The organism is Solihabitans fulvus, from assembly GCF_008386585.1.
GTDB lineage: Bacteria > Actinomycetota > Actinomycetes > Mycobacteriales > Pseudonocardiaceae > Solihabitans > Solihabitans fulvus.
Genome location: NZ_VUOB01000002.1, coordinates 22,455 through 48,952, shown reverse-complemented (window position 1 = coordinate 48,952; position 26,498 = coordinate 22,455). Strand labels below are relative to the sequence as shown.

At 72.2% G+C, this 26,498-nt stretch carries 25 protein-coding genes; 10 read left to right on the top strand and 15 right to left on the bottom strand.

Annotated elements, in window-relative coordinates:
- Position 1 precedes the first annotated feature (1 nt).
- From F0L68_RS01580 to mshC, 3 genes are all read right to left on the bottom strand, one after another.
- Positions 2-1,189 carry a S8 family serine peptidase gene (locus F0L68_RS01580; protein WP_149847571.1) on the bottom strand — a complete coding sequence of 396 codons (1,188 nt, stop codon included), beginning with the start codon at positions 1,187-1,189 and terminating at the stop codon, positions 2-4.
- Positions 1,186-2,514 carry a sensor histidine kinase gene (locus F0L68_RS01575; protein ID WP_149847570.1) on the bottom strand — a complete coding sequence of 443 codons (1,329 nt, stop codon included), beginning with the start codon at positions 2,512-2,514 and terminating at the stop codon, positions 1,186-1,188. The genes F0L68_RS01580 and F0L68_RS01575 overlap by 4 nt, the downstream gene beginning before the upstream one ends.
- An 837-nt stretch (positions 2,515-3,351) precedes the next feature.
- The gene (gene mshC, locus F0L68_RS01570) at positions 3,352-4,590 is read right to left on the bottom strand and encodes a cysteine--1-D-myo-inosityl 2-amino-2-deoxy-alpha-D-glucopyranoside ligase (protein ID WP_149847569.1); all 1,239 of its coding nucleotides are present in this window, start codon (positions 4,588-4,590) and stop codon (positions 3,352-3,354) included.
- A 121-nt stretch (positions 4,591-4,711) separates the two neighbouring features.
- Here mshC and F0L68_RS01565 point away from each other — a divergent pair, with 121 nt between their 5' ends.
- From F0L68_RS01565 to F0L68_RS01545, 5 genes are all read left to right on the top strand, one after another.
- Positions 4,712-5,530: an alpha/beta fold hydrolase gene (locus F0L68_RS01565; RefSeq protein WP_149847568.1), complete on the top strand. Its 819-nt coding sequence runs from the start codon at positions 4,712-4,714 to the stop codon at positions 5,528-5,530.
- A 176-nt stretch (positions 5,531-5,706) separates the two neighbouring features.
- On the top strand, positions 5,707-6,381 hold the full coding sequence (locus tag F0L68_RS01560; RefSeq protein WP_149847567.1) for a hypothetical protein: 675 nt from the start codon (positions 5,707-5,709) through the stop codon (positions 6,379-6,381).
- Positions 6,382-6,478: 97 nt separating this feature from the next.
- Entirely contained in the window at positions 6,479-7,255 is a 777-nt protein-coding gene (locus tag F0L68_RS01555) for a DeoR/GlpR family DNA-binding transcription regulator (protein WP_149847566.1), read from the top strand.
- 43 nt (positions 7,256-7,298) lie between these two features.
- A complete protein-coding gene (locus F0L68_RS01550; protein ID WP_223198407.1) occupies positions 7,299-7,673 on the top strand; it encodes a DUF4406 domain-containing protein in 375 nt (124 codons plus the stop codon).
- Positions 7,674-7,832: 159 nt separating this feature from the next.
- Positions 7,833-8,732: a slipin family protein gene (locus F0L68_RS01545; protein ID WP_149847565.1), complete on the top strand. Its 900-nt coding sequence runs from the start codon at positions 7,833-7,835 to the stop codon at positions 8,730-8,732.
- Between the two features lie 19 nt (positions 8,733-8,751).
- Here F0L68_RS01545 and F0L68_RS01540 read toward each other — a convergent pair whose 3' ends face one another.
- From F0L68_RS01540 to F0L68_RS01530, 3 genes are all read right to left on the bottom strand, one after another.
- The gene (locus F0L68_RS01540; protein WP_149847564.1) at positions 8,752-9,108 is read right to left on the bottom strand and encodes a VOC family protein; all 357 of its coding nucleotides are present in this window, start codon (positions 9,106-9,108) and stop codon (positions 8,752-8,754) included.
- 77 nt (positions 9,109-9,185) lie between these two features.
- Positions 9,186-10,262: a lysylphosphatidylglycerol synthase domain-containing protein gene (locus tag F0L68_RS01535; RefSeq protein WP_149847563.1), complete on the bottom strand. Its 1,077-nt coding sequence runs from the start codon at positions 10,260-10,262 to the stop codon at positions 9,186-9,188.
- Positions 10,259-11,185 (bottom strand): PIG-L deacetylase family protein, encoded by a 927-nt coding sequence (locus F0L68_RS01530; protein ID WP_149847562.1) that lies wholly within the window; start codon positions 11,183-11,185, stop codon positions 10,259-10,261. Before F0L68_RS01530 ends, F0L68_RS01535 begins: the two co-directional genes overlap by 4 nt.
- 278 nt (positions 11,186-11,463) lie before the next feature.
- Here F0L68_RS01530 and F0L68_RS01525 point away from each other — a divergent pair, with 278 nt between their 5' ends.
- The gene (locus F0L68_RS01525; protein ID WP_223198406.1) at positions 11,464-12,627 is read left to right on the top strand and encodes a glycosyltransferase family 4 protein; all 1,164 of its coding nucleotides are present in this window, start codon (positions 11,464-11,466) and stop codon (positions 12,625-12,627) included.
- A 194-nt stretch (positions 12,628-12,821) separates the two neighbouring features.
- Here the strand turns inward: F0L68_RS01525 and F0L68_RS01520 are convergent, their stop codons facing one another.
- Positions 12,822-14,024: an RNA-guided endonuclease InsQ/TnpB family protein gene (locus F0L68_RS01520; protein WP_149847560.1), complete on the bottom strand. Its 1,203-nt coding sequence runs from the start codon at positions 14,022-14,024 to the stop codon at positions 12,822-12,824.
- Positions 14,021-14,449, bottom strand: coding sequence for an IS200/IS605 family transposase (tnpA, locus tag F0L68_RS01515; RefSeq protein ID WP_149847559.1), 429 nt, complete (start codon positions 14,447-14,449; stop codon positions 14,021-14,023). The genes F0L68_RS01520 and tnpA overlap by 4 nt, the downstream gene beginning before the upstream one ends.
- 90 nt (positions 14,450-14,539) lie before the next feature.
- On the opposite strand from tnpA, the gene F0L68_RS01510 reads away from it, so the two are divergent.
- The gene (locus tag F0L68_RS01510; protein WP_149847558.1) at positions 14,540-14,743 is read left to right on the top strand and encodes a cold-shock protein; all 204 of its coding nucleotides are present in this window, start codon (positions 14,540-14,542) and stop codon (positions 14,741-14,743) included.
- A 104-nt stretch (positions 14,744-14,847) separates the two neighbouring features.
- Here the strand turns inward: F0L68_RS01510 and F0L68_RS01505 are convergent, their stop codons facing one another.
- The gene (locus tag F0L68_RS01505) at positions 14,848-16,827 is read right to left on the bottom strand and encodes a vWA domain-containing protein (RefSeq protein WP_149847557.1); all 1,980 of its coding nucleotides are present in this window, start codon (positions 16,825-16,827) and stop codon (positions 14,848-14,850) included.
- Positions 16,817-18,217: an ATP-binding protein gene (locus tag F0L68_RS01500; protein ID WP_149847556.1), complete on the bottom strand. Its 1,401-nt coding sequence runs from the start codon at positions 18,215-18,217 to the stop codon at positions 16,817-16,819. Before F0L68_RS01500 ends, F0L68_RS01505 begins: the two co-directional genes overlap by 11 nt.
- 67 nt (positions 18,218-18,284) lie before the next feature.
- Between F0L68_RS01500 and F0L68_RS01495 the strand changes: the two genes are divergently transcribed.
- The gene (locus F0L68_RS01495; protein ID WP_223198405.1) at positions 18,285-19,097 is read left to right on the top strand and encodes an MBL fold metallo-hydrolase; all 813 of its coding nucleotides are present in this window, start codon (positions 18,285-18,287) and stop codon (positions 19,095-19,097) included.
- 12 nt (positions 19,098-19,109) lie between these two features.
- Here F0L68_RS01495 and F0L68_RS01490 read toward each other — a convergent pair whose 3' ends face one another.
- Both F0L68_RS01490 and F0L68_RS01485 read right to left on the bottom strand, forming a co-directional pair.
- Positions 19,110-20,474 (bottom strand): hypothetical protein, encoded by a 1,365-nt coding sequence (locus F0L68_RS01490; protein WP_149847555.1) that lies wholly within the window; start codon positions 20,472-20,474, stop codon positions 19,110-19,112.
- A gap of 79 nt (positions 20,475-20,553) precedes the next feature.
- Positions 20,554-21,834, bottom strand: a complete 1,281-nt coding sequence (locus tag F0L68_RS01485; RefSeq protein ID WP_188316330.1) for an acyltransferase — start codon at positions 21,832-21,834, stop codon at positions 20,554-20,556.
- A gap of 97 nt (positions 21,835-21,931) precedes the next feature.
- Here F0L68_RS01485 and F0L68_RS01480 point away from each other — a divergent pair, with 97 nt between their 5' ends.
- Together F0L68_RS01480 and F0L68_RS01475 are read left to right on the top strand one after the other, a co-directional pair.
- Positions 21,932-22,471, top strand: coding sequence for a YcxB family protein (locus F0L68_RS01480; RefSeq protein WP_188316329.1), 540 nt, complete (start codon positions 21,932-21,934; stop codon positions 22,469-22,471).
- A 114-nt stretch (positions 22,472-22,585) separates the two neighbouring features.
- Positions 22,586-23,380 carry an Rv1486c family protein gene (locus F0L68_RS01475; RefSeq protein WP_149847552.1) on the top strand — a complete coding sequence of 265 codons (795 nt, stop codon included), beginning with the start codon at positions 22,586-22,588 and terminating at the stop codon, positions 23,378-23,380.
- 54 nt (positions 23,381-23,434) lie between these two features.
- Here the strand turns inward: F0L68_RS01475 and F0L68_RS01470 are convergent, their stop codons facing one another.
- From F0L68_RS01470 to F0L68_RS01460, 3 genes are read right to left on the bottom strand one after another with little or no spacing between them, the layout of a single operon-like run.
- Entirely contained in the window at positions 23,435-24,475 is a 1,041-nt protein-coding gene (locus F0L68_RS01470; RefSeq protein WP_149847551.1) for a ferrochelatase, read from the bottom strand.
- 50 nt (positions 24,476-24,525) lie between these two features.
- Positions 24,526-25,368, bottom strand: a complete 843-nt coding sequence (locus F0L68_RS01465; protein ID WP_149847550.1) for an ABC transporter permease — start codon at positions 25,366-25,368, stop codon at positions 24,526-24,528.
- Complete coding sequence (locus F0L68_RS01460; protein WP_149847549.1) at positions 25,368-26,384, bottom strand: ATP-binding cassette domain-containing protein; 1,017 nt, start codon at positions 26,382-26,384, stop codon at positions 25,368-25,370. The genes F0L68_RS01465 and F0L68_RS01460 overlap by 1 nt, the downstream gene beginning before the upstream one ends.
- Positions 26,385-26,498: the final 114 nt, after the last annotated feature.

Below are 26,498 nucleotides of genomic sequence, written 5' to 3'. Positions count from 1 at the left end.
ATCAACCCAGCCGGCCGGACCGCCAACCTCGTGCCCTGCCCCGACGCAGCGCGGCTGCGGCGAAACCGATCGCCACGGCCAACACCAGGCCGAGGACGGTGAGTATCCCGGCCAGCCGGCCTTCTCCCGCCGCCACGACCGGCGCCGCGGCCGGCGCGATCCCCTGCTGCGGAACGGGTTTCGCCGCAACAGGTTGGGCGGGCGGCAGCTCCGCGGACACCGCGGCGTAGGCGTTCAGCGTCCCCCAGCCGAGGCGCGGATCGTGGCCGCCGCCCGGCGGGTGGGCCGCGGTCCGCGCGAGCCGGTCGGCGACGTCCTCCGGCCGCAGCTGCCGGTAGGAGCGCATCAACGCCACCGTTCCGGCGACATAGGCCGCGGCGAACGCGGGGTTCCGCACGTGCGCGCGGCGGCCGAACTGGCCGGCCGCGCCGGCCGAGGTGCTCGTCAGGTCGTCGCCGGGGGCCGCGACGAGGATGGTGTCGCCGCCCTCCAGCTGCACCGGCGTGCCGTCCTCCTTGATCGCGCCGACGCCGATCACGCCGGGCAGCTGCGTCGGGTAGCTCTGCACGCCCGCCTCCGCGCCGACGGCCGGCGACACGATCACCGCGCCGGCGGCCAGCGCCTGCTTCACCGCGTCCCGCAGCGCGTCGTTGACCGAGGTCGCCGGGACGACGACCAACAGCACGGTCGCGCCTGCCGTCCGCGCCTTGGTGATGGCCGACGCCAACGCGGTCGGGTCGCCACCGCCCTGGCTCGATCCGCCGGTCGACTGCACGTAGCGGACCGGCAGCAGCTGCGCGCGGGGCGCCACCCCGGTGAACGTGGTCGACGGATCCTCTTTCGCCGCAACGATTCCGGCCGCGAAGGTGCCCCGGCCGTCGCAGTCGCCCACCTCGGCGGCCTCCTGGCCCGCGCTGATCGGCGGGCGCACCTGGTCGGGCCCGAACTGCGCGTTCGCGCCGTCCACGCCGGTGCCGATGACGGCGACGAGCTGACCGTTGCCCTCCGACATCGGCCAGATTCCCTTTGGCGCCAACAGCCGCTGCGGCCAGGGCGCGGTCTCGATCTTACTGGTGTCGGCCGGTTCCGGCGCGGCACAGGACGCCGCCGAGGCGCTGCCCGCGGACGGCGGAGCCGCGAGCGCGGCCAGCGTCAGCGCGACCGCCGCCAGCGCCGCCGGTGTCCTCACCTGGGCACCCACAACGTCACCCTGGTGCCGCGTCCCGGCCGGGAGTCGACCCTGGCGGTCCCGCCGACCTCGGCGAGGCGCGCGGCGATCGAGTTGCTGATGCCGAAGCCGGGCGGCCGGTCCTCCTCGGCAAACCCGACGCCGTAGTCGCGGGCGATCACCGCGATGCCGCCTTCCTGTTCCTCGACCCGAAGCACGACCTCCAGGGTGCCGGCGTGCTTCACGGTGTTGCGCAACGCCTCCCGCACCGCGTCGCGCACCGCCAGCCGCCGCACCTCGGACAGTGTGTCATCGTCCACATCGGCGATCACGAGCTGGGCCCGCAGCCCCTCCCGCGCCATCTCGGTGGCCAGCCCGGCGAGGTCCTCGCCGAGGCTGGACGGGGTCGCTCCGTCGGCGGACTCGTCCAGGCTGCGCCGCAGTTGCAGCACCTGGGCGCGGGCGACGCGGCGCAGTTCGACCAGTCGTTCCGGCGCGTGCTCCGCGTCGCCGGGCAGCGACATCGCCAGCACCTCAAGGGTTTGCAGCACGGTGTCGTGCAGATTCCGTTGCGCGCGAGCGCGTTCGGCCTCGCGGCCCCTGCGGATGCCGACCCCAAGCGCCAGTCGGCTGCCGAGGCCGACGAGCACCAGCCCGCCGACGGCCGTGACCATCGCGACCACCAACTCGAGCGTGTTGCCGAGCGTCGCGGCGAACCCGTAGCGCACCGCGTCGCCAGCGGACCAGGACATGGCCACCTGGAGCGGAACGCTGGCCGCGACGAGCGCCACGCCGGCCGGCACGCCCCAGGCCAGCGTCCACAGCCCGACGGAGCCGATCAGGTACGTCCACGACACCTGGGTCGCCGCACCGTGCGACGCGGCCGGCATCGTCGCGCTCACCACCAGGTTGAGCAGCAGGGCGACGGCGGCGTCCAGCGACAGCAGCACCCTGGCGACGCGATCGCGGAAACCGGTCACGCGCAGCACCCACGCCGCCCCGAACACGTTGAGCAGCACCGAAACCACGGCCGTGACCAGCACGGGAGCGATGTCGGCCAGACCGTGCACCGAGACGAACGCGAGCAGCACGGGAGGCAGCACCGCGATCCGGTACAGCAGCGGGACGAGCACGACGTAGCGGCACGCGCGCATCAGCAGCGTGTCGGCCACGGCCGCCTCGGCCGCGACCGACATCATCGAGATCCGTTGCCAGCCCGGCATCGGCGTCGGATCCACCGCCCGGTCGGGCAGGTCGTCCGGGGTCGCCGCGATCACCGGGGCGCCTCGGCGCAGCAGCGCGACGAGGAAACTGGGCGACCGCGCGGGATGTCCGCCGGATGTCATACCCGTCCCCTCCTGGGCGTGCCCGACCCGTCGAACGCACCGGAGCGAGGCGTACGGGAGGGCCCAGATCATTCCGCCCGGCCTGGCGATGAAATCGCGTTCGCCACCCCAGCACAAGGCTCCAAAACGTTGCCCGAAGGGGAAAGGCTCTGTCACAGAAGAGAACTAGGGGGCGTCCCGTGGATCTTGTCCGCGCTAGCCGGGCCGAGGCGGCCCCTGGCGGCACCGCCGAACCACCCAAATACAACCCGGTATGAGGCCGGCCCGGCGGCACCACCAGGAACCACCTCGATCCCGACTCCCATCGAACAAGATCCGCAGGACACCCCCTAGGGCAGCGACGAACCCGCCACGACGTCGACCGTGGCGGGCCCGTCCGGCGTGGGCGTCACCCGGTGGCCAACGGCAGCCTTTCCACGGAAAGTGTCGACTCGACTGACGGATCGGCGGTGCGTCCGTCGCAGAAGTGGTCAACCGAACCTAGAATCGACTGTCGTTGACCTGGGAGCCGTCCTTGGCTACGTCGAGTCGCTGACGACACCGGGCCGTCCACGTGCCTCCGCAGACCCCGTTCGACCGTCACGCGCGTCCTCCTCGGAATCCGAACTGCCCGACTCAGTCCCGATCCTCCCGTGCCGCGACGTTAGGGGTGTTCGCCCCGTCGTCGAAAGGGTCAACTTGTCCGCTCGACGGTTACCCACCTGACCAACAGCGCAAACCAGGTTTCTTCACCGTTGACAGACCATGACCTTCGGCCAACTGGTGGTACCGCCGCGCCGCCAATACGACGAAGCACCCGCCGCGGGCGTGCCGCGACGGGTGCTCCTGGTGTCGGATCTACAGTTCGACGCCGAGCAGGGCGTCGACGGCGTCGCGGATCCAGGTCGGCGCCTCGGCGTCGGTGCCGCGCCGCAGCAGCGCCTCGGCCGCCCAGGCGTCGACCGCGGCGATCGCGTTGGGCGTGTCCAGGTCGTTGGACAGGTGGTCGCGCAGGCTGGCGACCGCGCCGTCCGCGGCAGGACCGCTGGGCAGCGCCACGGCCTCACGCCAGGTGGCCAGCAGCCGGAGCGCGGTGTCCAGCACGTCCTGCGTCCACGCGCGGTCCTGCCGGTAGTGCCCGGACAGCAGGGCCAGCCGCACCGCCATCGGGTCGACCCGGTCGGCGCGCAGCCGCGACACGAACACCAGGTTTCCCCTGGACTTGGACATCTTCTCGCCGTCAAGCCCGATCATGCCGGCGTGGCAGTAGTGCCTGGCGAAGGGGTGCTCGCCGGTCAGCGTCTCGGCGTGCGCCGCGCTGAACTCGTGGTGCGGGAACACCAGGTCCGAACCGCCGCCCTGCACGTCGAAGGCGCTGCCGAGCCGGTTGAGCGCGATCACGCTGCACTCGATGTGCCAGCCGGGCCTGCCGTCGCCGAACTCCGACGGCCAGGACGGCTCGCCATCCCTCGCCGTGCGCCACAGCAGGGCGTCGAGCGGGTGCCGCTTACCGGCCCGGTCGGGGTCGCCGCCGCGCTCGGCGAAGTACCTGAGCATGGTCGCCTCGTCGTAGTTCGACTCGTAGCCGAACCGACCGCCCGCGGCGTGGTCGAAGTAGATGTCGGGGTACTCCGCGTCGTCCACCCGGTAGGCCGCGCCGTTGGCGAGCAGCTTGCCGATGGCCTCGACGATCTCGGGGATGGACTCCACCGCGCCGACGTACTGGCGGGGCGGCAGCACCCGCAGTGCCTCCATGTCCTCGCGGAACAGCGCGGTCTCGCGCATGCCGAGGACCACCCAGTCGTCCTGATCGCGCTCGGCCCGCTCCAGCAACGGGTCGTCGATGTCGGTGACGTTCTGCACGTAGTGCACCTCGTGACCGTTGTCGAGCCACTGCCGGTGCACCAGGTCGAAGGCCAGGTAGGTGGCGGCGTGGCCGAGGTGGGTCGCGTCGTACGGCGTGATGCCGCAGACGTACAGCCTGGCGGTTCTGCCCGGCGCGGTGGGACGGACCTCGGCTGCCGAGGTGTCGAACAGCCGCAGGGGGCGGGGTTGCCCCGCAACCCTCGGCACGGGGTGAGATGACCAGGTCTGCATATGTCCGACCCTAACCCGAGCGGTTGCGCTGGAAAGACCGTCCGCTGGTTGGGACGTCGGAGGTGTCGCGGACCAGGTGAAAACGGACTCGCCGGCCCGGCGTCGCTGCGATAATCGAGGCATGGGGACCGACCGCGCGACCGGGCTGCTGCCGGTCACCGACGGCGAGCTGTACTACGAGTCGGCCGGCGACGGCCCCTCGGTGGTGCTGCTGCACGGCGGCATGCTGACGGCGGAGACGTGGGACGAGCAGTTCGCGTTGCTTGCCGACGCCGGATACCGGGTGATCCGCTACGACGCGCGCAACCACGGGCGCTCGTCCACCTCGACCGGCGACTTCCGGCACTACGAGGACCTGCGCGAACTCCTGGCCGGCCTCGGCGTGCGCAGCGCGGCGCTGGTCGGGCTCTCGCTCGGCGCCAGGATCGCCGTCGACTTCGCGCTCGCCCACCCCGACCTGGTCGACGCGCTCGTGGCGATCTCCCCCGGCATCTCCGGCTACGCGTTCGTCGAGCCGGTGACGCTGGGCCAGATGAACTCGGCGTTCCAGTTCTTCGCCGCCGGCGACCTCCCGCAGGGTGTGGAGTGGTTCCTGCGCGCCTGGGTGGACGGCCCGCTGCGCACCCCCGACCAGCTCGACCCCGGGCTGCGGGAGCGCCTCGGGCAGATCAGCCTGCGGAGCATCACCCCGCACTCCGGCATGGTCGGCGGGGCGCAGGAGCTCGACGCGGCCAACCGGCTCGGCGAGCTGCGCACTCCCCTGCTGACGATGGTCGGCGACCTGGACTCCAGCGACATCCGGGCGATCGCCGGCCTGCTGGCCGAGGTGCCCGGCGCGGAACGCGTCGATCTGCCCGGCGCGGGCCACATGCTCAACCTGGAGCTGCCCGAGCAGGTCGACCGCCTGCTGCTGGACTTCCTCGGGCGGCAACTCTCCTGAGCCCGACCGTCGACTGAGCCGCACCGAACGCTGAGCCTGACCGAAGGCTGAGCCTCACCGAAGGCGGCAAACCGCGCGTCCACGGGCTGGAACCGCCCGCAAATCCGTGTGCGACCCGTGGCCGGACCGATACGTTGGGTGGCCGGAAACGGTCAAACACGGATGGGGGCTCATTGATGAGAAGTCGTTCTGTCGCGGCGGTTCTCGCCATCGCGGTGGCGATCCTGACGGGCGGCGCCGGCAGCGCGCTGGCCGCGCCCACTGCCCAGCCGGACGAGCGCGGCGCCGGCGCGGCGGCCGAGATCTTCGCGACGCCGAACACCGCGATCATCACCGACCCGCAGGACCCGAGGCTGAAGACCCGGCTGGTCGGTTTCGCGTGCCAGGTGGCCGGGATCGTGGCGGACAACGGGGGTCGCGTGCGCGGCTCGGCCCTGTTGGACGGCGTGTACTGGTCGCCGGACCTGAAGCAGGCCACCTACGAGCGCTCGCGCGACTTCCACGTCGACGGCTTCAGCGCCACGCGGCTGCACGACGTGGCCGACCTGATCCGCAAGCAGTACCACCAGGAGGCGGTGCTGACCTTCGAGCACCTGCCGCAGACCTCGCCGAGGACCAACGCGTTCGAAGTGGAGGTGCCCGGCGTCGACTGGCAGCGCCTCTACAACGGACTGGTCGCCAACCCGGCCGCCCGCGACCGCCTCGGCGGCGGCTCGGTCACCCAGGACCACAAGCTCGTGCTGGTGGCCGCGACCGCCGACCAGCCGCTGGTCAAGCAGTTCGTCGCCGCGCTCGGCGGCGACTGGTCGGCGAGCACCGTGCGGTACGGCGCCTGGGACTACGTCCGGTAGTCCGCCCGTGGTGCCCCGCCGCGCGGCGGGGCACCACCCCAGCCACAATCTCACACGCTTCTACCATTCCTCACAGCCGCTGTGATAGAAAGTCCTTGTGGCTGTCGCTGATCGTCTCGACCTGACCCTGCGCCTGGTGCGCGGCGGCGGGCAGATCTCCCTGACCGAGTTGGCCGGCCGGCTCGGCGTCTCCGAAATGACCGTGCGCCGCGACCTCGACGAGTTGCAGCGCCAGGGCCTGGTCCAGCGCGTCAGGGGCGGCGCGGTGGCGTTGGGCACCCGCCCGGAGAACGCCGGGTTCGCCGCCCGCGAGCAGTGGCAGTCGGCCACCAAGAGCCGCGTCGCCTCGGCCGCCGCCGACCTCGTCCAGCCGGGCGAGACCGTGCTGCTCGACGCCGGCACCACCACCGCCCACCTCGCCGGCTACCTCACCGCCCGGGGTCCGCTGACCGTCGCGGTGCTCAGCCTCCAGGCCGCCAACCGGCTCGCCGACCAGCCGGGCATCCGGCTGCTCGTGCTCGGTGGCGAGTCCCGCCCCGGCGAACGCAGCCTCGTCGGCCACCTCACCCTGCGGATGCTGGAACAGCTGCGGTTCGACTGCTTCCTGATGTCCATCGGCGGCGTGCACCGCGAACTCGGCTGGTCGGAGTTCGCGATGGAGGACGCCACCGTGAAGCAGATCGCGCTGCACCGCGCCGCCCGCACGGTCGTGGTCGCCGACGCCAGCAAGCTCGGCGTGCAGACCTTCACCCAGGTCGCCACCCTCGACGCGGTCGACACGTTCGTCACCGACACCGCGGCCGAGGAACCGGGCACCGCTCTGGACACCCTCGACGCCGTGCGCGCCGCAGGCGTCGAGGTCGTCCTCGCCTGACCCCGTTGCGACGCAACGGTTTCCGCTCCACCGAAGGAGAACGATGACCGCACCCCTGATGATCCTCGTCGCAGGCCCGTACCGATCCGGTACGGGCGACGACCCGGCCAGGCTCGCCGCCAACGTCGCGACGATGAACGAGGCCGCGCTGCGCCTGTTCCGGGCAGGGCACCTGCCGGTCACCGGCGAGGCGCTGGCGCTGCCGCTGATCGAACTCGCCGGGTCGACCAGGGTCGGCGACGAGATCTTCGACGAGGTCTTCCACCCCATCGCCAGGCAGCTGCTGTCCCGCTGCGACGCGGTGCTGCGGGTCGGCGGCCCGTCGGCCGGGGCAGACGAGATGACCGCACAGGCCCGCGCCGAGGGCAAGCCGGTCTACACCGCACTCGACCAGGTGCCGGCCCCGAACGCCGCCTGAGGAGCGGTTTCGCGCCCGACGCCCCGCGCTGCGGCCGCCGCGTCGGCGGACGGCCGAATTGCCAGGTCAGCACGCTTGACACACGGCGATTCGGGGTAAGATCGGCAGTAGCCCGTGGTCCATGACGAGCCCCATCCGCGAACGCAGGAGTTGGGTGCGATGGTCGTTGACATCATCCTCGCGATACTGGCCGTCGGCGCGATCAGCGGCGCCGCGAGCGCCCGCGTCGTCAAGCAGTTCCAGCGCGGGGTCGTGTTCCGGTTCGGCCGGGTCCGGCCCCAGGTGCGCGGACCCGGACTCGCGATGATCGCGCCGTTCGTGGACAAGATGCAGAAGGTCAACATGCAGATCGTCACGATGCCGGTGCCCGCGCAGGACGGCATCACCCGCGACAACGTGACGGTCCGGGTCGACGCCGTCGTGTACTTCAAGGTCGAGGACCCGGTGCGGGCCGTGATCGACGTGCAGGACTACCTGTTCGCGATCTCCCAGGTCGCGCAGACCTCGCTGCGGTCGATCATCGGCAAGAGCGAGCTGGACGACCTGCTGTCCAACCGGGAGAAGCTCAACCAGGGCCTGGAGATGATGATCGACAGCCCGGCGCTCGGCTGGGGCATCCGCATCGACCGGGTGGAGATCAAGGACGTCGCGCTGCCGGAGGGCATGAAGCGGTCAATGTCGCGGCAGGCCGAGGCGGAGCGGGAGCGGCGGGCCAGGGTCATCACCGCCGACGGCGAGCTACAGGCCTCCTACAAGCTGTCCGAGGCGGCCATGACGATGGCCGACACCCCGGCGGCGCTGCAACTGCGGCTGCTCCAGACCATCGTCGAGGTGGCCGCCGAGAAGAACTCCACGCTGGTGCTGCCCTTCCCCGTTGAGCTGTTGCGGTTCCTGGAGAAGTCGACCGGCGCCGCACCGGCGGCACCCGCGCAGGCCCCGCCCGAGGAGACGAGCCGATCCGTCCCGGAGCGGTCCATCCCGGCGCAGCAGAGCACCGGCGACAACCACGACCACGACACTGCCGACATCCCAAAGCCGCTGCCCGCCAAGGACGCCTGACCACCACACCCCATCCGACCTACTGGGCGGGCTGCCAGAGCTCGATGCGGTTGCCCTCGGGGTCGGCGACCCAGCCGAAACGGCCGACGCCGTCCATGTCCTGGGTCTCGTCGGCCACGTCGGCGCCCCTGCTGCGAAGCTGTGCGAGCATGGCGTCCAGGTCGCGGACCCGGAAGTTGAGCATGGTCTGCTGGGAACGGGAGCCGAAGTAGTCGGTCCCGACCTCGAACGGCGCAAAGACGGTGGGGCCTACTTCCTGTTGCCACACGCCGTTCTCATCGGCGTCGAGGCCGAGGCAGTCCCGATACCAGGCACCCAGGGCAGCGGGGTCCGAGGCGCGGATGAAGTATCCACCGATTCCCAGCACGCGTTCCATGCCGCGATCCTGCCAGCGCGGCGGCCGGACCGGAACGGGCGACACACGGACCGCCGCAAGCCGGTCCGCCCTCCGACCTAGCCGCCCGAATGGCCGGCCGCGGTCAGCCCATGGCCGTCCGACGCCGGCTCCTGCGGTGGAGGCTCGCGCCGCCACCGCCGCATCACGGTCCACACGCCCCAGCCGAGGACGCCGACGGGAATCTCGGCGGTGAACGCGAACAGGGCGAACAACAGCACCCCCGCCGCGCTCGGCGCGGCCGGCGCGCCGAGCGCGATCAACAGCGCGAGCGTGCCCGTCTCGCTGATGCCGACGCCGCCCGGCGTGACCACCACCGTGGTCAGCACCCGGCTCACCGCGAACGCCGCGATGGTCTTGGACAGACCTGGATAGCCGCCGGTCACCAACAGGCACGCGACGAACAGCACGCCCTGCATGCCAAGGTGGCCAACCATGCCGAGCGTCAGCTGCCCCCACTTGCTGCGCACCCGGTCGACCGTGCCGGTGCGCAGGTTGCGCAGCCCCTGCTCCGCCCAGCCCGGCGCGGGCCGGAACCGCGCCGGCAGCGGCCGGACCATCCGGTCGATCAGCCGGCCGAGCCGCGCGGCGATCGACTCCCGCGCGAGCACCGCGACCGTCGCGGCCACGATCACCGCGCAGGCCACGAACGCGACGGCCGCCGCGAAGGTCAGCCTGGCGTCCGGCAGGTCGCCGCCGATCAGCAGCGCGGCCAACCCGAACGTCGGCAGCGACAGCCTGGCCAGCACGTTCCAGATGCCGGTGGTCAGCGCCGACACGGCGATGGCCTGCGCCCGGTGCCCCCAGCTGCGCGCCAAGGTGAAGGTGACGGCGACGCCGAGCGCGCCGCCGAAGGGCAGCACGTTGCTCACGGCGCTGCCGACGCCGTTGAGCGTCAGGGCCTGCGCGTGGGTGAGGCCGGGCAGCGACGCGGTCAGCACGAACGTGTAGGCGTACAGGCTGACCAGCCAGATCGCGCCGAGCATGACCAGCTCCCAGCCGGTCAGGTGGTTGAACTGTTCGAGGATCCCGTCCCAGCCCGCGCCGGCCAGCGCGGGGATCCCGGCGGCGACCAGCACCACGGCCACGGCCAGCGACACCACGCCGAACACGACCTGCCTAAGCCGTTTGCTCATGGCAGTTCCCCGACCATCGAAGGCCACTCGACGGTCCCACCGGGCTCAGCGGTCCCACCGGGCTCAGCGGTCCCACCGGGCTCAGCGGGCCTGCCGGGCTCACCGGACTCGGCGGGCCTGGCGGGATCACCTGGCTCGACTGGCCTGCCGGGACGTCCCCGGTCCACGTACCACTCGGTGCCGAGCACCCGCCGAAATACCGGTCGCGGCAGCCGCAGCAGCGCGGCCAGCGTGCGCTGCGAGTCGCCGCCGGTGGCCTGCGAGACGTGCGCGGCCATGCTCGCCCGCTTCGCGTCGGCGTACCGGCGCACGTCGAACCGATGCGTGATCTCCCGCCTCGGGCGGTAGGCGCGCTCGAACTGGCCGAGGTCGAACTCCGGCGGGAACGGGTACACGGTGGCGGCCAGGCGCAGCGCCCGCAGCAGCAGGTCGCGGTCGACGGTGGCCTCCAGCACGCGCGGGCCGTCGGCGAGCCGCGCGGCCAGCAGGCCGACGTGGTGCACGCGCACGTGATCGGGATGCCCGTACCCGCCGGCCGGGTCGTAGATGGTGAGCAGATCGGCGCTCTCCTCGCGGAGGATCGCCGCCAGCCGCCCGGCCGCCTCGTCGAGATCGGCCCGCACGAACGGCATTGGTCTGCCCGGCTGCTGCTCGGCGGCGCCGTCGAGACCGGAGTCCGCGTAGCCGAGGAACTCCACCCTGGCGCAGCCGAGCGCGGCCGCGGACGCGTGCAGCTCTCGCGTCCGGACGGCGCCGAGACCAACATCACCAGCGAGCGCGGCGGCGGCGAGACCCTCCTCGCCGGAGGTCGCCACGACGAGGACCACCCGATGCCCCTCGGCCGCCAGCCGCGCCATGGTTCCCGAGGTCAACAGCGCTTCGTCGTCCGGATGCGCGTGGAAGAAAACGCAGGTTCGCCGCACTCGATCTAGTATCGCACCCCTTTGCGAGGACGGCGGCGCATGACCTCCGTGGGGCCCGACGCGTGTCGACGGGGTCCGTTTTGCGGGTTGCCGCGGATATTGTTCGGATCACACGGGCAACGAGGTTGACGGGTCGGCGGGGATGTCAGGGGGCGTCTTCGCCCGATCCGGCAAGGCTGCGGGAATTGGCTGAGAATCGCTTGAACTCGGTCAAGGATCGGGTGCAGTGGTATCCGCCCGCAGAGTCGGCAAGAGGGGGGATCGTGAGGGTTGTCCACGTGAGCGACTGCTTCCTGCCACGGCTGGGAGGTATCGAGGTCCAGGTCGCCGGCCTGGCCAAGGCCCAGGCTGCGGCGGGCCACCAGGTCGCGGTGATCACCGCGACGCCCCCCGGCGACCATCCTCCGGACCCCGACGTGCCGGTGCACCACGTCATCGCGAACCTGCCCTACGAGCTGCCGGTGCATCCGCGCGCGGGCCGGCACCTGACCAGGCTCTACCGCACGATCGCCCCGGACGTCGTGCACGTGCACGTCGGCGCGGTGTCGCCGTTCGGCTGGGCCGCGGTGCGCGCCGCCGTCCGCAGCGGCCTGCCGACGGTGGTGACCGTGCACAGCATGTGGGGCGCGGCGAGCCGGGCGCTGTACCGGGCGCTGGAGGCGACGCTCCGCTGGTGCGAGTGGCCGGTGGTGACCACGGCGGTGAGCGAGGCGGCCGCGATGCTGATCCGGCAGGCCAGCGCGGGCCGCGCGGACGTGCGCGTGGTGCCCAACGGCATCGACCTGGAGGGCTGGCGGCAGCGCGGCGACAACACCCGCGCCGTCGAGCGCGGCCAGGTGCACGTCATCGCGGTCGGCCGGTTGGCGCCGCGCAAGCAGCCGATGACGCTGCTGCGCATGCTCCGCAGGGCACGGCAGCGGATCCCGGCGGACATCGAGCTGCGGCTGACCGTGGCCGGGGACGGTCCCGCCCGCGCCGGCATGCAGCGTTACCTGCGCAAGCACCGGATGACCGGCTGGGTCGAGCTGGCCGGCCGGCTCGACCGGACGGAGGTGCACGACCTGCTCGCCACCGCGGACCTGTTCATCGCCCCGGCGAAGCTGGAGTCCTTCGGCCTCGCCGCGCTGGAGGCACGGATCGCGGGCCTTCCGGTGATCGGCCGGACCAGCGGGGGCATCACCGAGTTCGTCCGGCCTGGCAAGGAGGGCATCCTCTGCGACACCTTCGGCGAGCTGGTCGACGCGGTGGTCGAGCTGGCCACCGACCACGGCCTGCGGGAGCGGGTCACCGAGCACAACCGGGCCGTGCTGCCGACGCACTGCGACTGGCCGTCGGTGATCGAGTCGCTGGACGGCTGCTACGCGCTGGCGCGCAGGCGGCGCCCGTCGTGGTCGGCCGTGCCGGGTCGGCGCGGCCGCCAGCTGGCCGCCGGCGGTCGGTGACCCCATCGGCTGGACCACGCCGCCACGTCCGGGTGGTTCTGTCGGCGGGCCGTTCTCGTGCCGATCAGGGTGGGCGACGATCAGGTGCCCTCGCCGGATGATCGGCGCGGGGTGGGCGCGCGCAACGCGCTCGTGCGGCTTCGCAAGGACTGAGAAACGTGACTCCTCCGCCGGCTGAAGCAGGCGGCTTCTCGCTAAGCCGCTGGGGCTTCGCGCAGGACCAGCCCGGCCCTGTGAGCGATGTTCAACGCCGCGTTCACATCAGCGTTGGCGGTGTGTCCGCACGCCACGCACACGAATTCGGCCTGGGTAACGCGGTTGTCTCCGCATACGTGCCCACACCGCGTGCAGGTACGGGACGTGTCGCGGGGATCCACCGGAATCAGTCGTCGACCGGCGCTTTCAGCCTTGTCCGCGAGGACGCCCAGGAATACCCCCCAACCCGCGTCGTGGATCGATCGGTTCAGTCCGGCCTTGGCCGCGGCCCCGTTGGGCAGGAACACGCCGGACTGTTCGGGGTCGGGTTTGGGTTTGGGGGCACGGACCATGTTGGCGATCCGCAGGTCCTCGCAGGCGATGACATCGTAGGCGCGGACCACGGCCAACGCGGTCTTGTGCGCGTGGTCCAGGCGCTGCCGCCGGATTCTGCCGTGCAGGGCGGCGACTTTCCCGCGTACCTTGCGACGACGGTTGGAGCCACGCCGACAGCGGGACAGGGCCTGCTGGGCGTCCGCCAGCCCGGCTGCGGCAGCACGCTCGTAACGCGGGTTGGGGACATGCGTCCCGTCGCTGGCGGTCAGGAAGTGCACGACACCCATATCGATCCCGGCGGTCTGGCCGACGGCGGGCAGCGGGACGGCCGGGACCTCGGCACAGGAGAGGATCACGTACCAGCGGTTACCCTCCCGCTTCACGCTGATCGTCTTCACCGTGCCCAGGACGGGGCGGTGCCGGTGTACCCGGACGTGCCCGACGCCCTGAAACCGGACACGAGTCACACTGTCACCAGGGGTGGAATTCCAGCGACAGCCGTCGCCGTCTGTGGGGAACTCGACCGTGTCGAACCAGCTCACGCCCCGAAACCGGGGATAGCCCGGCTTGTCCCCGGTCTTGACACGGCGGAAGAACGCGGCGAACGCCCTGTCCAGGCGACGCAGGGTGGCCTGCTGCGAGGAGAACGACCACCGACCCTGCTGGTCCGGGTCGAACGCCCGGATGTCCTTCAACTGTGCGGACTGGCCGCCGTAGCGGACAGTCGTCTTCGAGACGTGCCGCCAGGCATCCCGGCGTTCCTGCAACGCCCCGTTGTACAGCGAACAGTGATCGGCCAGCATCTCCCGCAACGCAACTGCCTGCTTGCCGGTGGGGCGCAGCAGGAACTTGAACGACCGCCTCATCCCTCACCGGCCTTCACTTTGCGCCAGGGGCGTTCGTACTGGGTGTCGATGTACTGGCGGACGGTGTCCGCGCTGCCCGCGCCCACCGAGGCGACGAAGTACGACCGCGACCACAACGTGGGAAGCCGCGACCTCAAGTGCGGGAATTCCTCCCGCAGCACACGGGAGGTGACGCCCTTGAACTGGTTGGCGACATGCGCGGGCGAGGCGGTCTGGTCGGGACGAACGAACAGGTGCACGTGGTCGGGCAAGACTTCCAGGGCCACGATGCCCCACCCGTGCTCGGCAGCCTTGGCTCGGATCAACTCCTCACACCGGTCCTTCACCGGGCCGGTCAGCACGGCGCGACGGTACTTCGAGCACCACACCACGTGGTACCCGAGGTCATACACGCCACCCGCGTGCGTGATCACTGCCCGAGACACGAATCTAGTATACGTGACTGTTCTGTCTACTACACAGGACAGCTCAATTCCCTGTCGCCTGAAGGCGACAGTTCCCCTTGAGAGGTTTCGATGGCAACAGGCAAAGTGAAGTGGTTCAACGCCGAGAAGGGCTTCGGCTTCATCGAGCAGGACGACGGCGGCCCGGACGTGTTCGTGCACTTCTCGGCCATCAACTCCGCTGGCTTCAAGTCCCTGGACGAGAACCAGCAGGTCAGCTACGACGTGACCCAGGGACCGAAGGGCCCACAGGCCGAGAACGTGGTGCCGCAGTAGTTCCGGCTGCTCGAGTTGCTGCGCGGTGATCGGGCGGGACGCCGAAAGCCGCCGTGACCTCTCCCCTCCGGGCGCTTATCCCCCATATCGCCCGGAGGGGAGAGTCACCCCCTCCTCTTGCGGCTGCGCAGGTAGTCCCCGACCACGGCGGCCCCGAGGCCGTCCGGGTCCGGTGCGACGACGCGGCCGCCGCTGCGCCTGGCGACCAGGTCGACGAACGCCGCCAACTTCGGGTCCTCGCCGAGCATGAACACCGTGACAGAGGCGCCGAGCTTGGCCAGCCCGTCCACCTCGGCCAGCGTCTTGGCCAGCGTGCGGGGCAGCGGCGGGTAGTTGAACTCGGCCTCGCCGTCCGGTTCGAGGTGCGCGGTCGGCTCGCCGTCGGTGACGACCAGGACCACCGGTTGCGCGTCGGGGTGCCGGCGCAGGTGGCGGCCGGCCAGCAGCAGCGCGTGGTGCAGGTTCGTGCCCTGCTCCCACGCCCCCTCCAGCGCGGTCAACTCGCCGATGTCCACCGTGGTCGCGTGCCGGCCGAAGGTGATCAGCTCCAGCGCGTCGGTGCGGAACCTGGTGCGCACCAGTTGGTGCAGGGCGAGTGCGGTGCGCTTCATCGGCACCCAGCGGCCGTCCTGCACCATCGACCACGACGTGTCCACGCACAGCGCGACCGCGGCGCGGGACCGCTGTTCCGTCTCGGTGATCTCCACGTCCTCGACGTCGATGGCGACCTCGCCGCCGCCGGTCGACGCGGTGCGCAGCACGGCGTTGCGCACGGTCCGCGACACGTCCCACGGCTCGCTGTCGCCGAACTCCCAGGCCCGCGACGACCCGGTCGGCTCGCCTGCCGACCCGGCCCGGTCGCTGTCCCGGTCACCCCGCCGCGAGCGGACGCCCGCCACGATCCGCCGCAGCGTCGTCTCGCCGAGCCTGCGCAGCGCCTTCGGGGTGAGCCGCAGGCTGCCGTCGGGCGCACGTTCGAGCAGGTTCTGGTCGCGCAGCTGCCGTTCCAGCTCGGCGAGCCTGCGCACGTCGACGCCGGCCTCCGGCCCGAGCTGGCGGGCCAACGCCTCCAAGTCGATGTCCTCGAGCCGCGCCCCTGGGTAGGACTGCGCGAGCTGTTCGGCCAGCCCGTCGAGGTCCGCGAGGTCGGCCATGGCCTGCGCGCCCTCGCCGAGCCCGAGCGGGTTCTTGCCCCGGAACCGGCCGGACGAGGACCAGTCCTCCCCCGGCCGCAGGCCCTGCAACATCGAGTCGAGCTGGGCGAGCTGCTGGCCGATGCCGGAGTCGCCGAACGCCTGCTGGCTCAGCTCGGCCAGCTCGGCGCGCTGCTCGGCGGTCATCGAGTTGAGCATGCGCTGCGCGGCGGCGGCGCGGGCCGCGAGCGCGTCGATCAGCTCCTCGACGTTGCTCGGGTTCTCCGGGAAGAACTCGCCGTGCTGCCGCATGAAGTCCTGGAACCGCTGTTCCGTGTCCTCCTCGCCGCTCGCGTGGGCGGCGAGCAGGTCGTTGAGGTCCGCGAGCATCCTGCGCACCCGCTCGACGTCCTGCTGGCCCGCGTTGCGCAGCGCCTCCTTCATGCCCTGGAAGCGCTGCGCCATCAGCTCGCTGCCGAGCAGCCGCTGGATCTCCTCGTAGGCCTCGCGGGCCTGCGCCGACTGCCAGTCGTACTCGGCGAGATCGCGCACGGCCGCGGCCGTGCCGGTGGGCAGCGCGTCCAGCTGAGCCTCGCGGAACCTGGCGTCGTCGGACGGGTCGGGGAACAGCTCCCGCCGCTCGGCCTCCAGGGCCCGGTCGAGCAGCTGCCGGACCTCCTGGAGGGTGCCGTCCAGCCGGTTGCGGCGCTGGATCTCCGACCGCCGCTGCCACAGCCGGGTGGTCAGCTCGTCAAGGCCCCTGGTGCCGGACAGGCCCCTGCGCAGCAGCTCGCGCAGCGCGGCGGCCGGCGAGGAGCCCTCCATGACCTCGCGGCCGAGCTCGTCGAGGGCGGCGCGCAGGTCCGGCGGCGGGGCCAGCGGGTCGGCGCCGCCCTGCCACCGCCCGTACCGGTATCTCCGTCCGTACCCGCTCACCTGGTCAGCCCCCATACACGGTTCGGTCGTCCTCGTCGGTGTCCTTGCCGAGGTGGCGGGTCAGGTACAGCGATTCGAGGGCGAGCTCGACGGCGGAGGCGATCCGGCCGGGCGGGTCGGTCGGGCCCGCGCCGAGGCGGCCGGCGACCTCGTGCAGGATCGGCAGCTCGGGCAGCGCGGCCAGCAGGTCGCCCGCCGCGACGCGCTCGCCCGTGGCGACCGGGTGGCCGTCCACCACGGCGGACGCGAGCGAACGCAGGTCCAGCCCGGCGAGCCTGGTCCGCGCGGTGTCCGCGATCGACCTGCGCAGCAGGTGCGTCAGCAGCTCCTGTTCCCTGCCTTCCTCACCGGCCTCGAACTCCAGCTTGCCGCGCAGCACGTCCGGCACGGAGTCCAGGTCGACGGGCCTGGCGACGGCGGGGAACTCGCCGGTCAGCGCGGCGCGGCGCAGCGCGGCAGCGGCCACCGTCTCGGCGGCGGCCACGGCGAACCTGGCCGAGACGCCGGAGCGCTGGTCGACCGACGCCGACTCGCGCAGGTGCCGCACGAACCGGGCCAGCACCTCGAGCAGGTGGTCGCCGACCTCGGCGACCAGCTCGGCCTCCTGCCGGACGAGGTCGACCTCGGCGTCGACCTCGAGCGGGTAGTGCGTGCGCACCTCCGCGCCGAAGCGGTCCTTGAGCGGGGTGATGATGCGACCCCGGTTGGTGTAGTCCTCGGGGTTGGCGGTGGCGACGAGCAGGACGTCCAGCGGCAGCCGCAGCGTGTAGCCGCGGACCTGGATGTCGCGCTCCTCCATGACGTTGAGCAGCGCGACCTGGATGCGCTCGGCGAGGTCGGGCAGCTCGTTGACCGCCACGATGCCCCGGTGCGCGCGGGGCACCAGGCCGAAGTGGATGGTCTCCGGGTCACCGAGGCTGCGGCCCTGGGCGACCTTCACCGGGTCGACGTCGCCGACCAGGTCGCCGACCGAGGTGTCGGGCGTGGCCAGCTTCTCGGTGTAGCGCTCGGAGCGGTGCCGCCAGGCGACCGGCAGTTCGTCGCCGAGCTCGGCGGCGCGGCGGCGGGAGGCCGGGGTGATCGGGGCGAGCGGGTGTTCGCCGAGTTCGGCGCCCTCGATCACCGGCGTCCACTCGTCGAGCAGGCCGGTGAGGGTGCGCAGCAGCCGGGTCTTGCCCTGGCCGCGCTCGCCGAGCAGCACGAAGTCGTGGCCGGCTAGCAGGGCGCGTTCGAGCTGCGGCAGCACCGTCCTGTCGAAGCCGACAATGCCTGGCCAGGGGTTTCTCCCCTCGCGCAGCGCGGCGAGCAGGTTCTCCCGGATCTCGGCCTTGACGCTGCGGGGCTGGTATCCGGCCTCGCGCAGCTCTCCGGCCGTCAGGGGCAAGCGGGATGGCACGGGATTCACTTCTTCGACGCTACGCAGAATTGTCGGCCGGGTCGACGTGGAGCAACTCCAGCGATTTCACGCACCTATGATTCGACGGCTGACGAACATCAACCACTGGGGCGACATCATGACCAACCTGACCGTCCGCTATCTCGGCGGACCGACGTCGATCATCGAGGTCGGCGGCCTTCGGCTGCTCACCGACCCGACCTTCGACGCGCCGGGCGAGTACCCGATCGGCAGCCGGTCGCTGACCAAGACGATGGACAGCCCGATCGCGCCGGCCGAGGTCGGCCCGATCGACGCCGTGCTGCTGTCGCACGACCAGCACCCGGACAACCTCGACCGGCTCGGCCGCGAGTACCTCGCCGACGCGCCGCTGGTGCTGTCCACCGGCCAGGCGGAGGGTCGGCTGGGCGGCGCGGTGCGAGCGGTGCCGAACTGGACCGAGGTCGAACTGCCCCGACCGGACGGCGGCGTGCTGCTGGTGACCGGCGTGCCGGCCCAGCACGGGCCCGACGGCAGCGAGCCGCTGGTCGGCGAGGTCACCGGGTTCGTGCTGTCCGGCGACGGGCTGCCCACGGTGTATGTCAGCGGCGACAACGCCTCGCTGGACGTGGTGCGCGCCATCGCCGAGCGGTTCGCCACCGTCGACGTCGCGGTGCTGTTCGCTGGCGCCGCGAGCACCCCGCTGCTCGAGGGCGCGTTCCTGACGCTGACCAGCGAGTTGGCGGCTGAGGCGGCGAAGATCCTGGACGCCGGCCAGGTCGTGCCGCTGCACTTCGAGGGCTGGGCGCACTTCAGCCAGGGCGGCGACACCCTGGTGGCCGCCTTCGACCAGGCCGGGCTCGCCGACCGGCTGCACCTGCTCGCGCCGGGCGAGGACGTCCGGTTCTGAGCGTCCCGCGCGTCACCTCGGCACGGCGGCGCAGGGCAGATCGAAGAACCAGCCGACGGGCTGGTGGTGCAGCCGGGTGGAGTCGCCGCCCTGCGCGCAGTCGCTGACGGCCGCGGTCACCGAGTCGTCCCAGGTCGGGCCGTCCAACCGCCCCCACGACCCGGGAAGCTGCGCGATGACGGCGGCCGTCAGCACGGCCAGCAGCGCGAACCGCGCCCCGAGCACCGCTCTCCTGCGGGTTCGGGGCGCGGGCAGCCGGTCAAGGCCTGCCGCGACGGCGGTGAGCAGGAACAGGCAGGGCGCCACGCTGTAGCGCTGCGCGTTCGCCACCACCAAGGGCGCGTCGACGTGCAGGCCCGGCTGCCAGTTCACCACCAGGTCGGCGGCGATCAGCAGCGCGCTCAGCAGCAGGCCCGCGGCCGCCAGGACGGCTGCCGACCGGGGGCCGCCGCGCAGCGTGCGGGCGGCGATCGCGAGCGTGCCGACGAGGGCGAGCACGGCCGGCCAGTAGTGCGTGACCGGATAGAGCCTGGCGACCTGCTCGGAGCCGGTGTAGGCGGCCAGCGGCACGCGCAGCAGGCCGCTGAGGATCGCGCCGGGCACGTCGACCGGCCCGGTGCAGTGGGACGGTCGGTGCGTGCCGAGCATGGCGACCGCCTGCACCGCGGTGCCAAGCCCGAAGCCAGCGGTGATCAGCTGGTCCCGCCGCCATGGCAGCACCAGCCTGGCCGCCGCGAGCGGGACCAGCAGCAGTGCGAGGGCGCTCGACGTGACGGTCAGGAACACGAACCCGGCGGCCAGCGCGTTCCAGAGGAGCGACCGAGCGCGCGCCAGCAGCACCCAGAACGCGCCGTAGAGCAGGAACCAGTGCAGGTTGGCGATGTTGTCCAGCGGTTCGGCGTTGCCGACGGGCAGCAGCACCACCATGGCCGCCACGGCGAGCCGCACCGGCAGGGAGCGCAGCATGCCGGCCGAGGCCGCGAACACGACCAGCGCCACGGCGGCCCGGACCAGCGCGGCGGACACGGCAAGGCCGGCCGAGGCCCATGGCAGCGGCAGGGCCGCCACGACCAGGGCGCACAGCCTCGGCACGGTGTGCAGGTAGCCGTCGTAGGGCGCGATCAGCGCTGATCCGACCGGCCGGGTCAGCGCGTCGAGCAGGAACCTGGCGCCGTCCTCGGCCCAGACGTGGGTCAGCCTGCTCCGCCCGGCCGGGATGAGCAGCAGGTAGGCCACCGAGGCGGCGAAGGCGGCCGGGTACGCCCAGCGGGGCGGTCCGGTGCCGATGCCGACGGGAAACACCGTCCCTGCGACGCGTTCCCGCCACCGGACGCCGCTGGCCGGGTCGGCCTCGGGCTTGGTTTCGACGACTGACACCGCGCTCGCTCCCCCTCGCGGCGGCCCGGCGGCCGCGGCGAGGGAGCTTTAACACACTTTCGAGTGAACGTCCGGCGTGTTACCGGTTCGGGATCGTCTCGGCACCGATCGGCACCCACCTGCGGTGGCCGAGCCCGAAGCCGTCCGCGCGACGCGGCCGGCCGACCAGCGGCAGCGACAGGACCGTCCGGCGGAGCAGGCTCACCAGAAGGGCGGAGCCGACCAGGGTGAGCCCGACGGCCAGCAGCAGCCTGGTGATGCCCGAGTGCGAGGAGCCGCCGTCGACGCCGAGCCCCAGCTCGGTGGTGACGAACTGGAGGATCGCGGGGTGCGCCAGGAAGATCCCGAAGGAGGCGTCCGAGGCCCAGGACAGCGCGCGGGCGCCGGGCGGGTTGGCCTGCCGCGCCCAGGCACAGCCGAGGGCATAGAGACCGAGCACGGCGGCCACCGGCCAGAACACGTACAGCGGCTGGATCGCGCCGGACGCCTGCCACGGGGCCTGCCCGACGACCAGCACGTTGACGGCGAACCAGGCCAGCGTGGCCGCAGCGGCCCCGGCCACGATCCACCGGATCGCCCGACCATTGCGGTCCACCCAGGCCTGCACCTCGTCGAGGTGCGTCGCGGCCACGGCAGCGACGATCACCAGCACGGCGTAGGTGGGCAGCAGCATGTTGGCGTGCAGGGCCAGCCAGCCAAGCGTCGTGTCGTCGGTGGTGGGCAGCGGCGCGTACTGGATGACGGCGGCGACGGCGGCCTGCACCAGCACGGCGGCCGCGAGCAGGTAGCCGTGCCGGCCCGTGGTGACCCGCAGCAGCCAGCGCAGCGCCGGCAGCGCCAGGTAGACCTGGGCGGAGATCAGCAGGAAGTACAGGTGGTAGGTGGCCCCGCCGGTGAGCAGGTCGTCGAGGCTGGTCTTGGCGAGGTTGTTCGGGTCGACGACGCCGCTGTGCAGGCCGATGGCCAGGTAGATGGCGGTCCACACGACGTAGGGCACGCCGATCAGCAGCAGCCTGCGCCGCCAGAACCTGCCGACCTTCAGCCTGCGGCCCCGGTTGGCGTGCACGAGCACGAAGACGGTGAGGAACACGAAGGCGTACCGGCTCGCGTGCAGCAACATGATCACCGCGCTGGTCGCCGTGCCGGTGACCACCAGGGTCGCCGAGATCGAGTGCAGCGTGATCACGGCGAGGAAGGTCAGCGTGCGCACCATGTCCAACTGGCGCAGGTGGCCTCTGGCCAGGGCGGGCGGCTGGGCGGCCGGAGTCGCGTCCTCGGCGGCCGAGGCCGCGTCAGGACGATCGAGGAGCGCCGTCGCCGAGGCGGTGCGCGCGGATCCGGATTCCTGGGCTGCCTCCATACGAACAACGATGTGCCACGTACCTGAGACCTGGCTGAAAGCAGCGTGCAAACATCCCCAATGTTCGTAACAGATCACAGCGAGGGAGCACGAACGGGTGAACGAGCAGTCGGAGCGCAGCGTCGACTTCAGCTGGACGCCGGAGCCGGCGGACTGGCGGGACGCGCTGCGGGCGGTGGTGCCGATCGCGCGGTGGGCGCCCTGGTTCGCCCTCGCCCTCGCGGCCTTCTCGGTGGTGCTGCTCGTCGTCGGCGACCCGTATCCGGCGGCGTTCGGGCTGGTCGCGGCGGCCGTCATCGCGGCGATCCCGCCGCTCCAGGCGCGCGGCGCGTTTCAGGCGCACCCGTTGGCGAGCCGGCAGGTCACCGGGACGGCCGACGACGGCTCGCTGCGGATGGCCGTGACCGGGTCCGAGTCGGAGCCGGCGAGCGCCGCCGTCGTCGGGGCCGCGCGCAGCGAGCTGGACTGGTCGACGCTGGCCGGCTGGCGGGAGACGGCGCGGAGTTTCGTGCTGCGAACCGGAGCGTCGACCCGCAGTCCGCTGTACGTTGTGCCGCGTCGGGCCTTCGCCGACCCCGCCGGCCAGCGGGTGTTCCGTGACCTGCTGGAACGGCACGTCGGCGGGATCACACCCTGATCACCACAGCCGTGGTGGACTTTCCACCACAGGCGTGGTGATCACGGGGGCGGTGCGCGCCCTGTGCGGAGCCGGCGTGAGCCTGCCGGGCAAAGCCACGTAATCTCGACCGTCGTGTCCTGTCCAAGCGCGACGTTGGTCGTCTGGACGTCCGGGTGGCTGCACGGCGCAGCCGCAGCCGACGACGTCCTCGACGCCCTGAACACCTGGGCCGAGCTGCACGAGGTGCTTGCCGACGATGCCGGCACCGCCACCGCGCTCGATCTGCCAGGTCCCGGCGAACCACCCGCCGGCCCAGCCCTGCTGCTCGCCGCCCTGCGCCGCTCCGGAGCCACCGGCGGCCGCCTCGCCCTGCCGGTGCCCGGCGACCTGCGCGGGCTCGGCGGCAAGGGTCCGCTCAGCGCCGCGGCGCTGCGGGCGGGCGAGGCCGTGGTGCTGCCCGAGGTCGGTGTCGGCATCGTGCCCGAGACCGTGGCCGAGTCCGTGATCCGATGGACCGTGTACGACCTGCCGACGGCGGCCGGCGCGGAACACGTCCCGCTCAGCGAGGCCGAGCACGGCCTGACCGAGGCGATGCGGTCGGCGGCCTCGACGCTCGTCTCGCTCGACGTGGCGCGGCACCGGCCGAACGTGCGAGCGGAGATCGACGACCTGACCGCGGCCGCCGAGCACACGCCGTGGCCAGCTGGCATGCCGCAGCGGGCGCTGCGCGTGTTCCAGCGCGCCGCCGACCTGGCCGCCATCGTGACCGTGGCGTCCAGCGACGCGCCGGGCGCCGCCCTGTCGGCCTCGGCGACGCAGGCAAGGGCGGACGCCCTGCGGCCGCTGTCCGACGCCGTGCGCCGGGCCCGCTGCGCGGCCGTCGACGAGGCGGTCCGCGTCTTCTCCAACCGCGTCCTCGGCCCGTGACCCCGCTCGTGGGTTGGCCCGCGCGTCGCGGCGCGCGGGCCCACCCACGGGTGCTCAGCGCCTGAGGCGTTCGCAGCAGCCGACCGCGCAGGGCGCGCCGTTGACGGTGCAGCCGGCGACCGGGAAGTCGGACTCCTTGCGCGCAGGCGCGCCGGCGACGTGCTCCCTGACCAGTTCGACCACCAGTTCGGCGAACCTCGGGTCGCTGCTCGGCGTCGCCGCCCTGGCGAAGGCCATCCCGTGCTCGGCGGCGCGCTCGGCGGCCTCGGTGTCCAGGTCCCAGACCACCTCAAGGTGGTCGCTGACGAACCCGACCGGGCAGACCACCACGGCCGGCACGCCGTCGGCGTGCAGGGCGTCCAGGTGATCGAGGATGTCGGGTTCGAGCCACGGGATGCGCGCAGGGCCCGACCGCGACTGCCACACCACGTCGTAGTCCTCCGCGCCGACGGCCGCCGCGACGAGCCTGGCCGCCTCGGCGACCTGCCGGGAGTAGCGGTGGCCGCCCTCCTCCGGCGGGCCGGCGGCCGCGTCGGCGGCCGAGGGCACCGAGTGCGCGGTGAACACCAGCCGGTGCCGCGAGCCGACCGCCGACGGCAGCGTCTCGATCGCGGCCCGCACCGCGTCGGCGAACGCGCCGACGAACAGCGGGTGGTCGAAGAAGTGCCGGAGCTTCACCAGCTCGGGGGCGTCCGCGCCGACGGCGGCGCGGGCCCGCTCGATGTCCTCGTCGTACTGCCGGCACGCCGAGTAGCCGCCGTAGGCGCTGGTCGGCAGCACCAGGGCGCGGCGGACGCCGTCGGCGGCCATCGTCGCCACGGTGTCCTCGGCGAGCGGATGCCAGTTGCGGTTGCCGAAGTAGACCGGCAGGTCGATGCCCTGGTCGGCCAGCTCGGCGCGCACCGCGTCCATGGCGTCGCGGTTGAGCCGGTTGATCGGCGACACCCCGCCGAAGTGCTGGTAGTGCTGCTCGACCTCGTCCAGCCGCTCCGGCGGGACTCCCCTGCCCCTGGTCACGTTCTCGAGGAAGGGTCGGACGTCCTCGGGTCCCTCCGGACCGCCGAAGGACAGCCACAGCAGCGCGTCGTAACTCACGCGTCAATCCTCGCCCGCGCGTCCGGCGGACGTGCAGGCGGGTGGTCGGGTCAGTTGTGCACCGAGCGGTACTTGCGCACCGACAGGGTGGCGAACACCGCGATGATCACCAGCGACCACAGCACCGAGGCGAGCACGGCGTGCCGCATCGGCCAGGCGTCGGCGACCGGGATGGAGCCCTGGTTGCCGAACAGCTCGCGGCACGCCTGCACGGTGGCGCTGAACGGGTTCCAGTAGGCCACCGTCTGGAGGAACGCCGGCATGCCGCCGACCGGCACGAACGCGTTGGACAGGAACGTCACCGGGAACAGCCAGACCAGGCCGCCGGTGGTCGCCGCCTCCGGGGTGCGCACCGAGATGCCGATCAGCGCCCCGATCCAGGAGAACGCGAAGCCGAGCAGCAGGAGCAGTCCGACGCCGCCGAGCGCGCTGAGGAAGCCCTCGTTGGTCCGCCAGCCGATCGCGAAGGCGACCACGACCAGCACGAACAGCGTGATCGCCGTCTGCACCAGGTCGGCGGTCGTCCGGCCGGCCAGCACGGCCGAGCGGGCCATCGGCAGCGAGCGGAACCGGTCGACCAGGCCCTTGGACATGTCGGTCGCCATGCCGGCTCCCGCGCCTGCCGTGGCGAAGGTGACGGTCTGGGCGAAGATGCCGGCCATCAGGAACTGCTTGTAGTCCGTGCCGGGCACCGGGATCGCCCCGCCCATCACGTAGGTGAACAACAGCACGAACATGACCGGCTGCATCAGCCCGAAGATGATCATCTCAGGGGTCCGCACCATACGGATCAGGTTGCGCTTGGCGATCACCAGCGAGTCGTGCAGCGACTGCCGCAGCCCGCCCTGGGGCACCGGAGCGGTGGCGTGCGCCACCGGACTGATCACGGCCATCAGGACACCCCCGTCTCGGCCTGCTTCGCGCCTCGGCCCTTCCTGGCCCTGCCCGGCGGCGCGTTCTGCGTCTCCTCCTCGGCCGCGTGGCCGGTCAGCGACAGGAACACGTCGTCAAGGGTCGGCCTGCGCAGGCCGACGTCGTCGATCTGCACGCCCCGCGCGTCGAGGTCCCTGATCAGGTCGGCGAGCACCTTCGCGCCGCCGCTGACCGGGACGGTGATCCGGCGGGTGTGCTGCTCGATGGTCGGCTCGCCGGTGGCGAAGGTCGCCATCGCGTCCACCGCGTCCTGGATCCGCTCGCGGTCCTGCACGACCACCTCGACGCGCTCGCCGCCGATCTGCGCCTTCAGCTCGTCCGCGGTGCCCCTGGCGATCACCCTGCCGTGGTCGACGACGGCGATCGCGTGCGCGAGCCGGTCGGCCTCCTCCAGGTACTGGGTGGTGAGCAGCAGCGTTGTGCCCTCGGCGATCAGCGACTCGATCACCTCCCACAGCGCCATCCGGTTGCGCGGGTCGAGGCCGGTGGTCGGCTCGTCGAGGAACATCACCGGCGGCCGCACCACGAGGGCGGCGGCGAGGTCGAGCCTGCGGCGCATGCCGCCCGAGTACGTCTTGGCGGTGCGGTCCGCCGCGTCGCCGAGGTTGAACCACTCCAGCAGCTCCATCGCCCGCGCCTTCGCCACGCGCGCGGACATCTGGTACAGCTCGCCGACCATCTGGAGGTTCTCGCGGCCGGTCAACTGCTCGTCGACGGCGGCGTACTGGCCGGACAGCCCGATCAGGCTGCGGACCCGGTTCGGCTCCCTGAGCACGTCCACGCCGGCGACCGTCGCCCTGCCGGAGTCGGGCTTGAGCAGGGTGGTCAGCACCCGCACGGTGGTGGTCTTGCCGGCGCCGTTGGGCCCGAGCAGCCCGAGCACCGTCCCCTCCGGCACGTCCAGGTCCACGCCGTCGAGCGCGCGCACGTCACCGAAGGTCTTCACGAGTCCTTCGGCGCTAATGGCTCCCGCCATCTGCCTCTCCCCCGTGCCGTGGTGTGTCACCGAGCGGTCAGCGTCATCCTGTCGGCGATCGCAGCAGTGTGCTGACCGATTCGGTCGATTGCACGCGAATTATTGGGGTGGCTC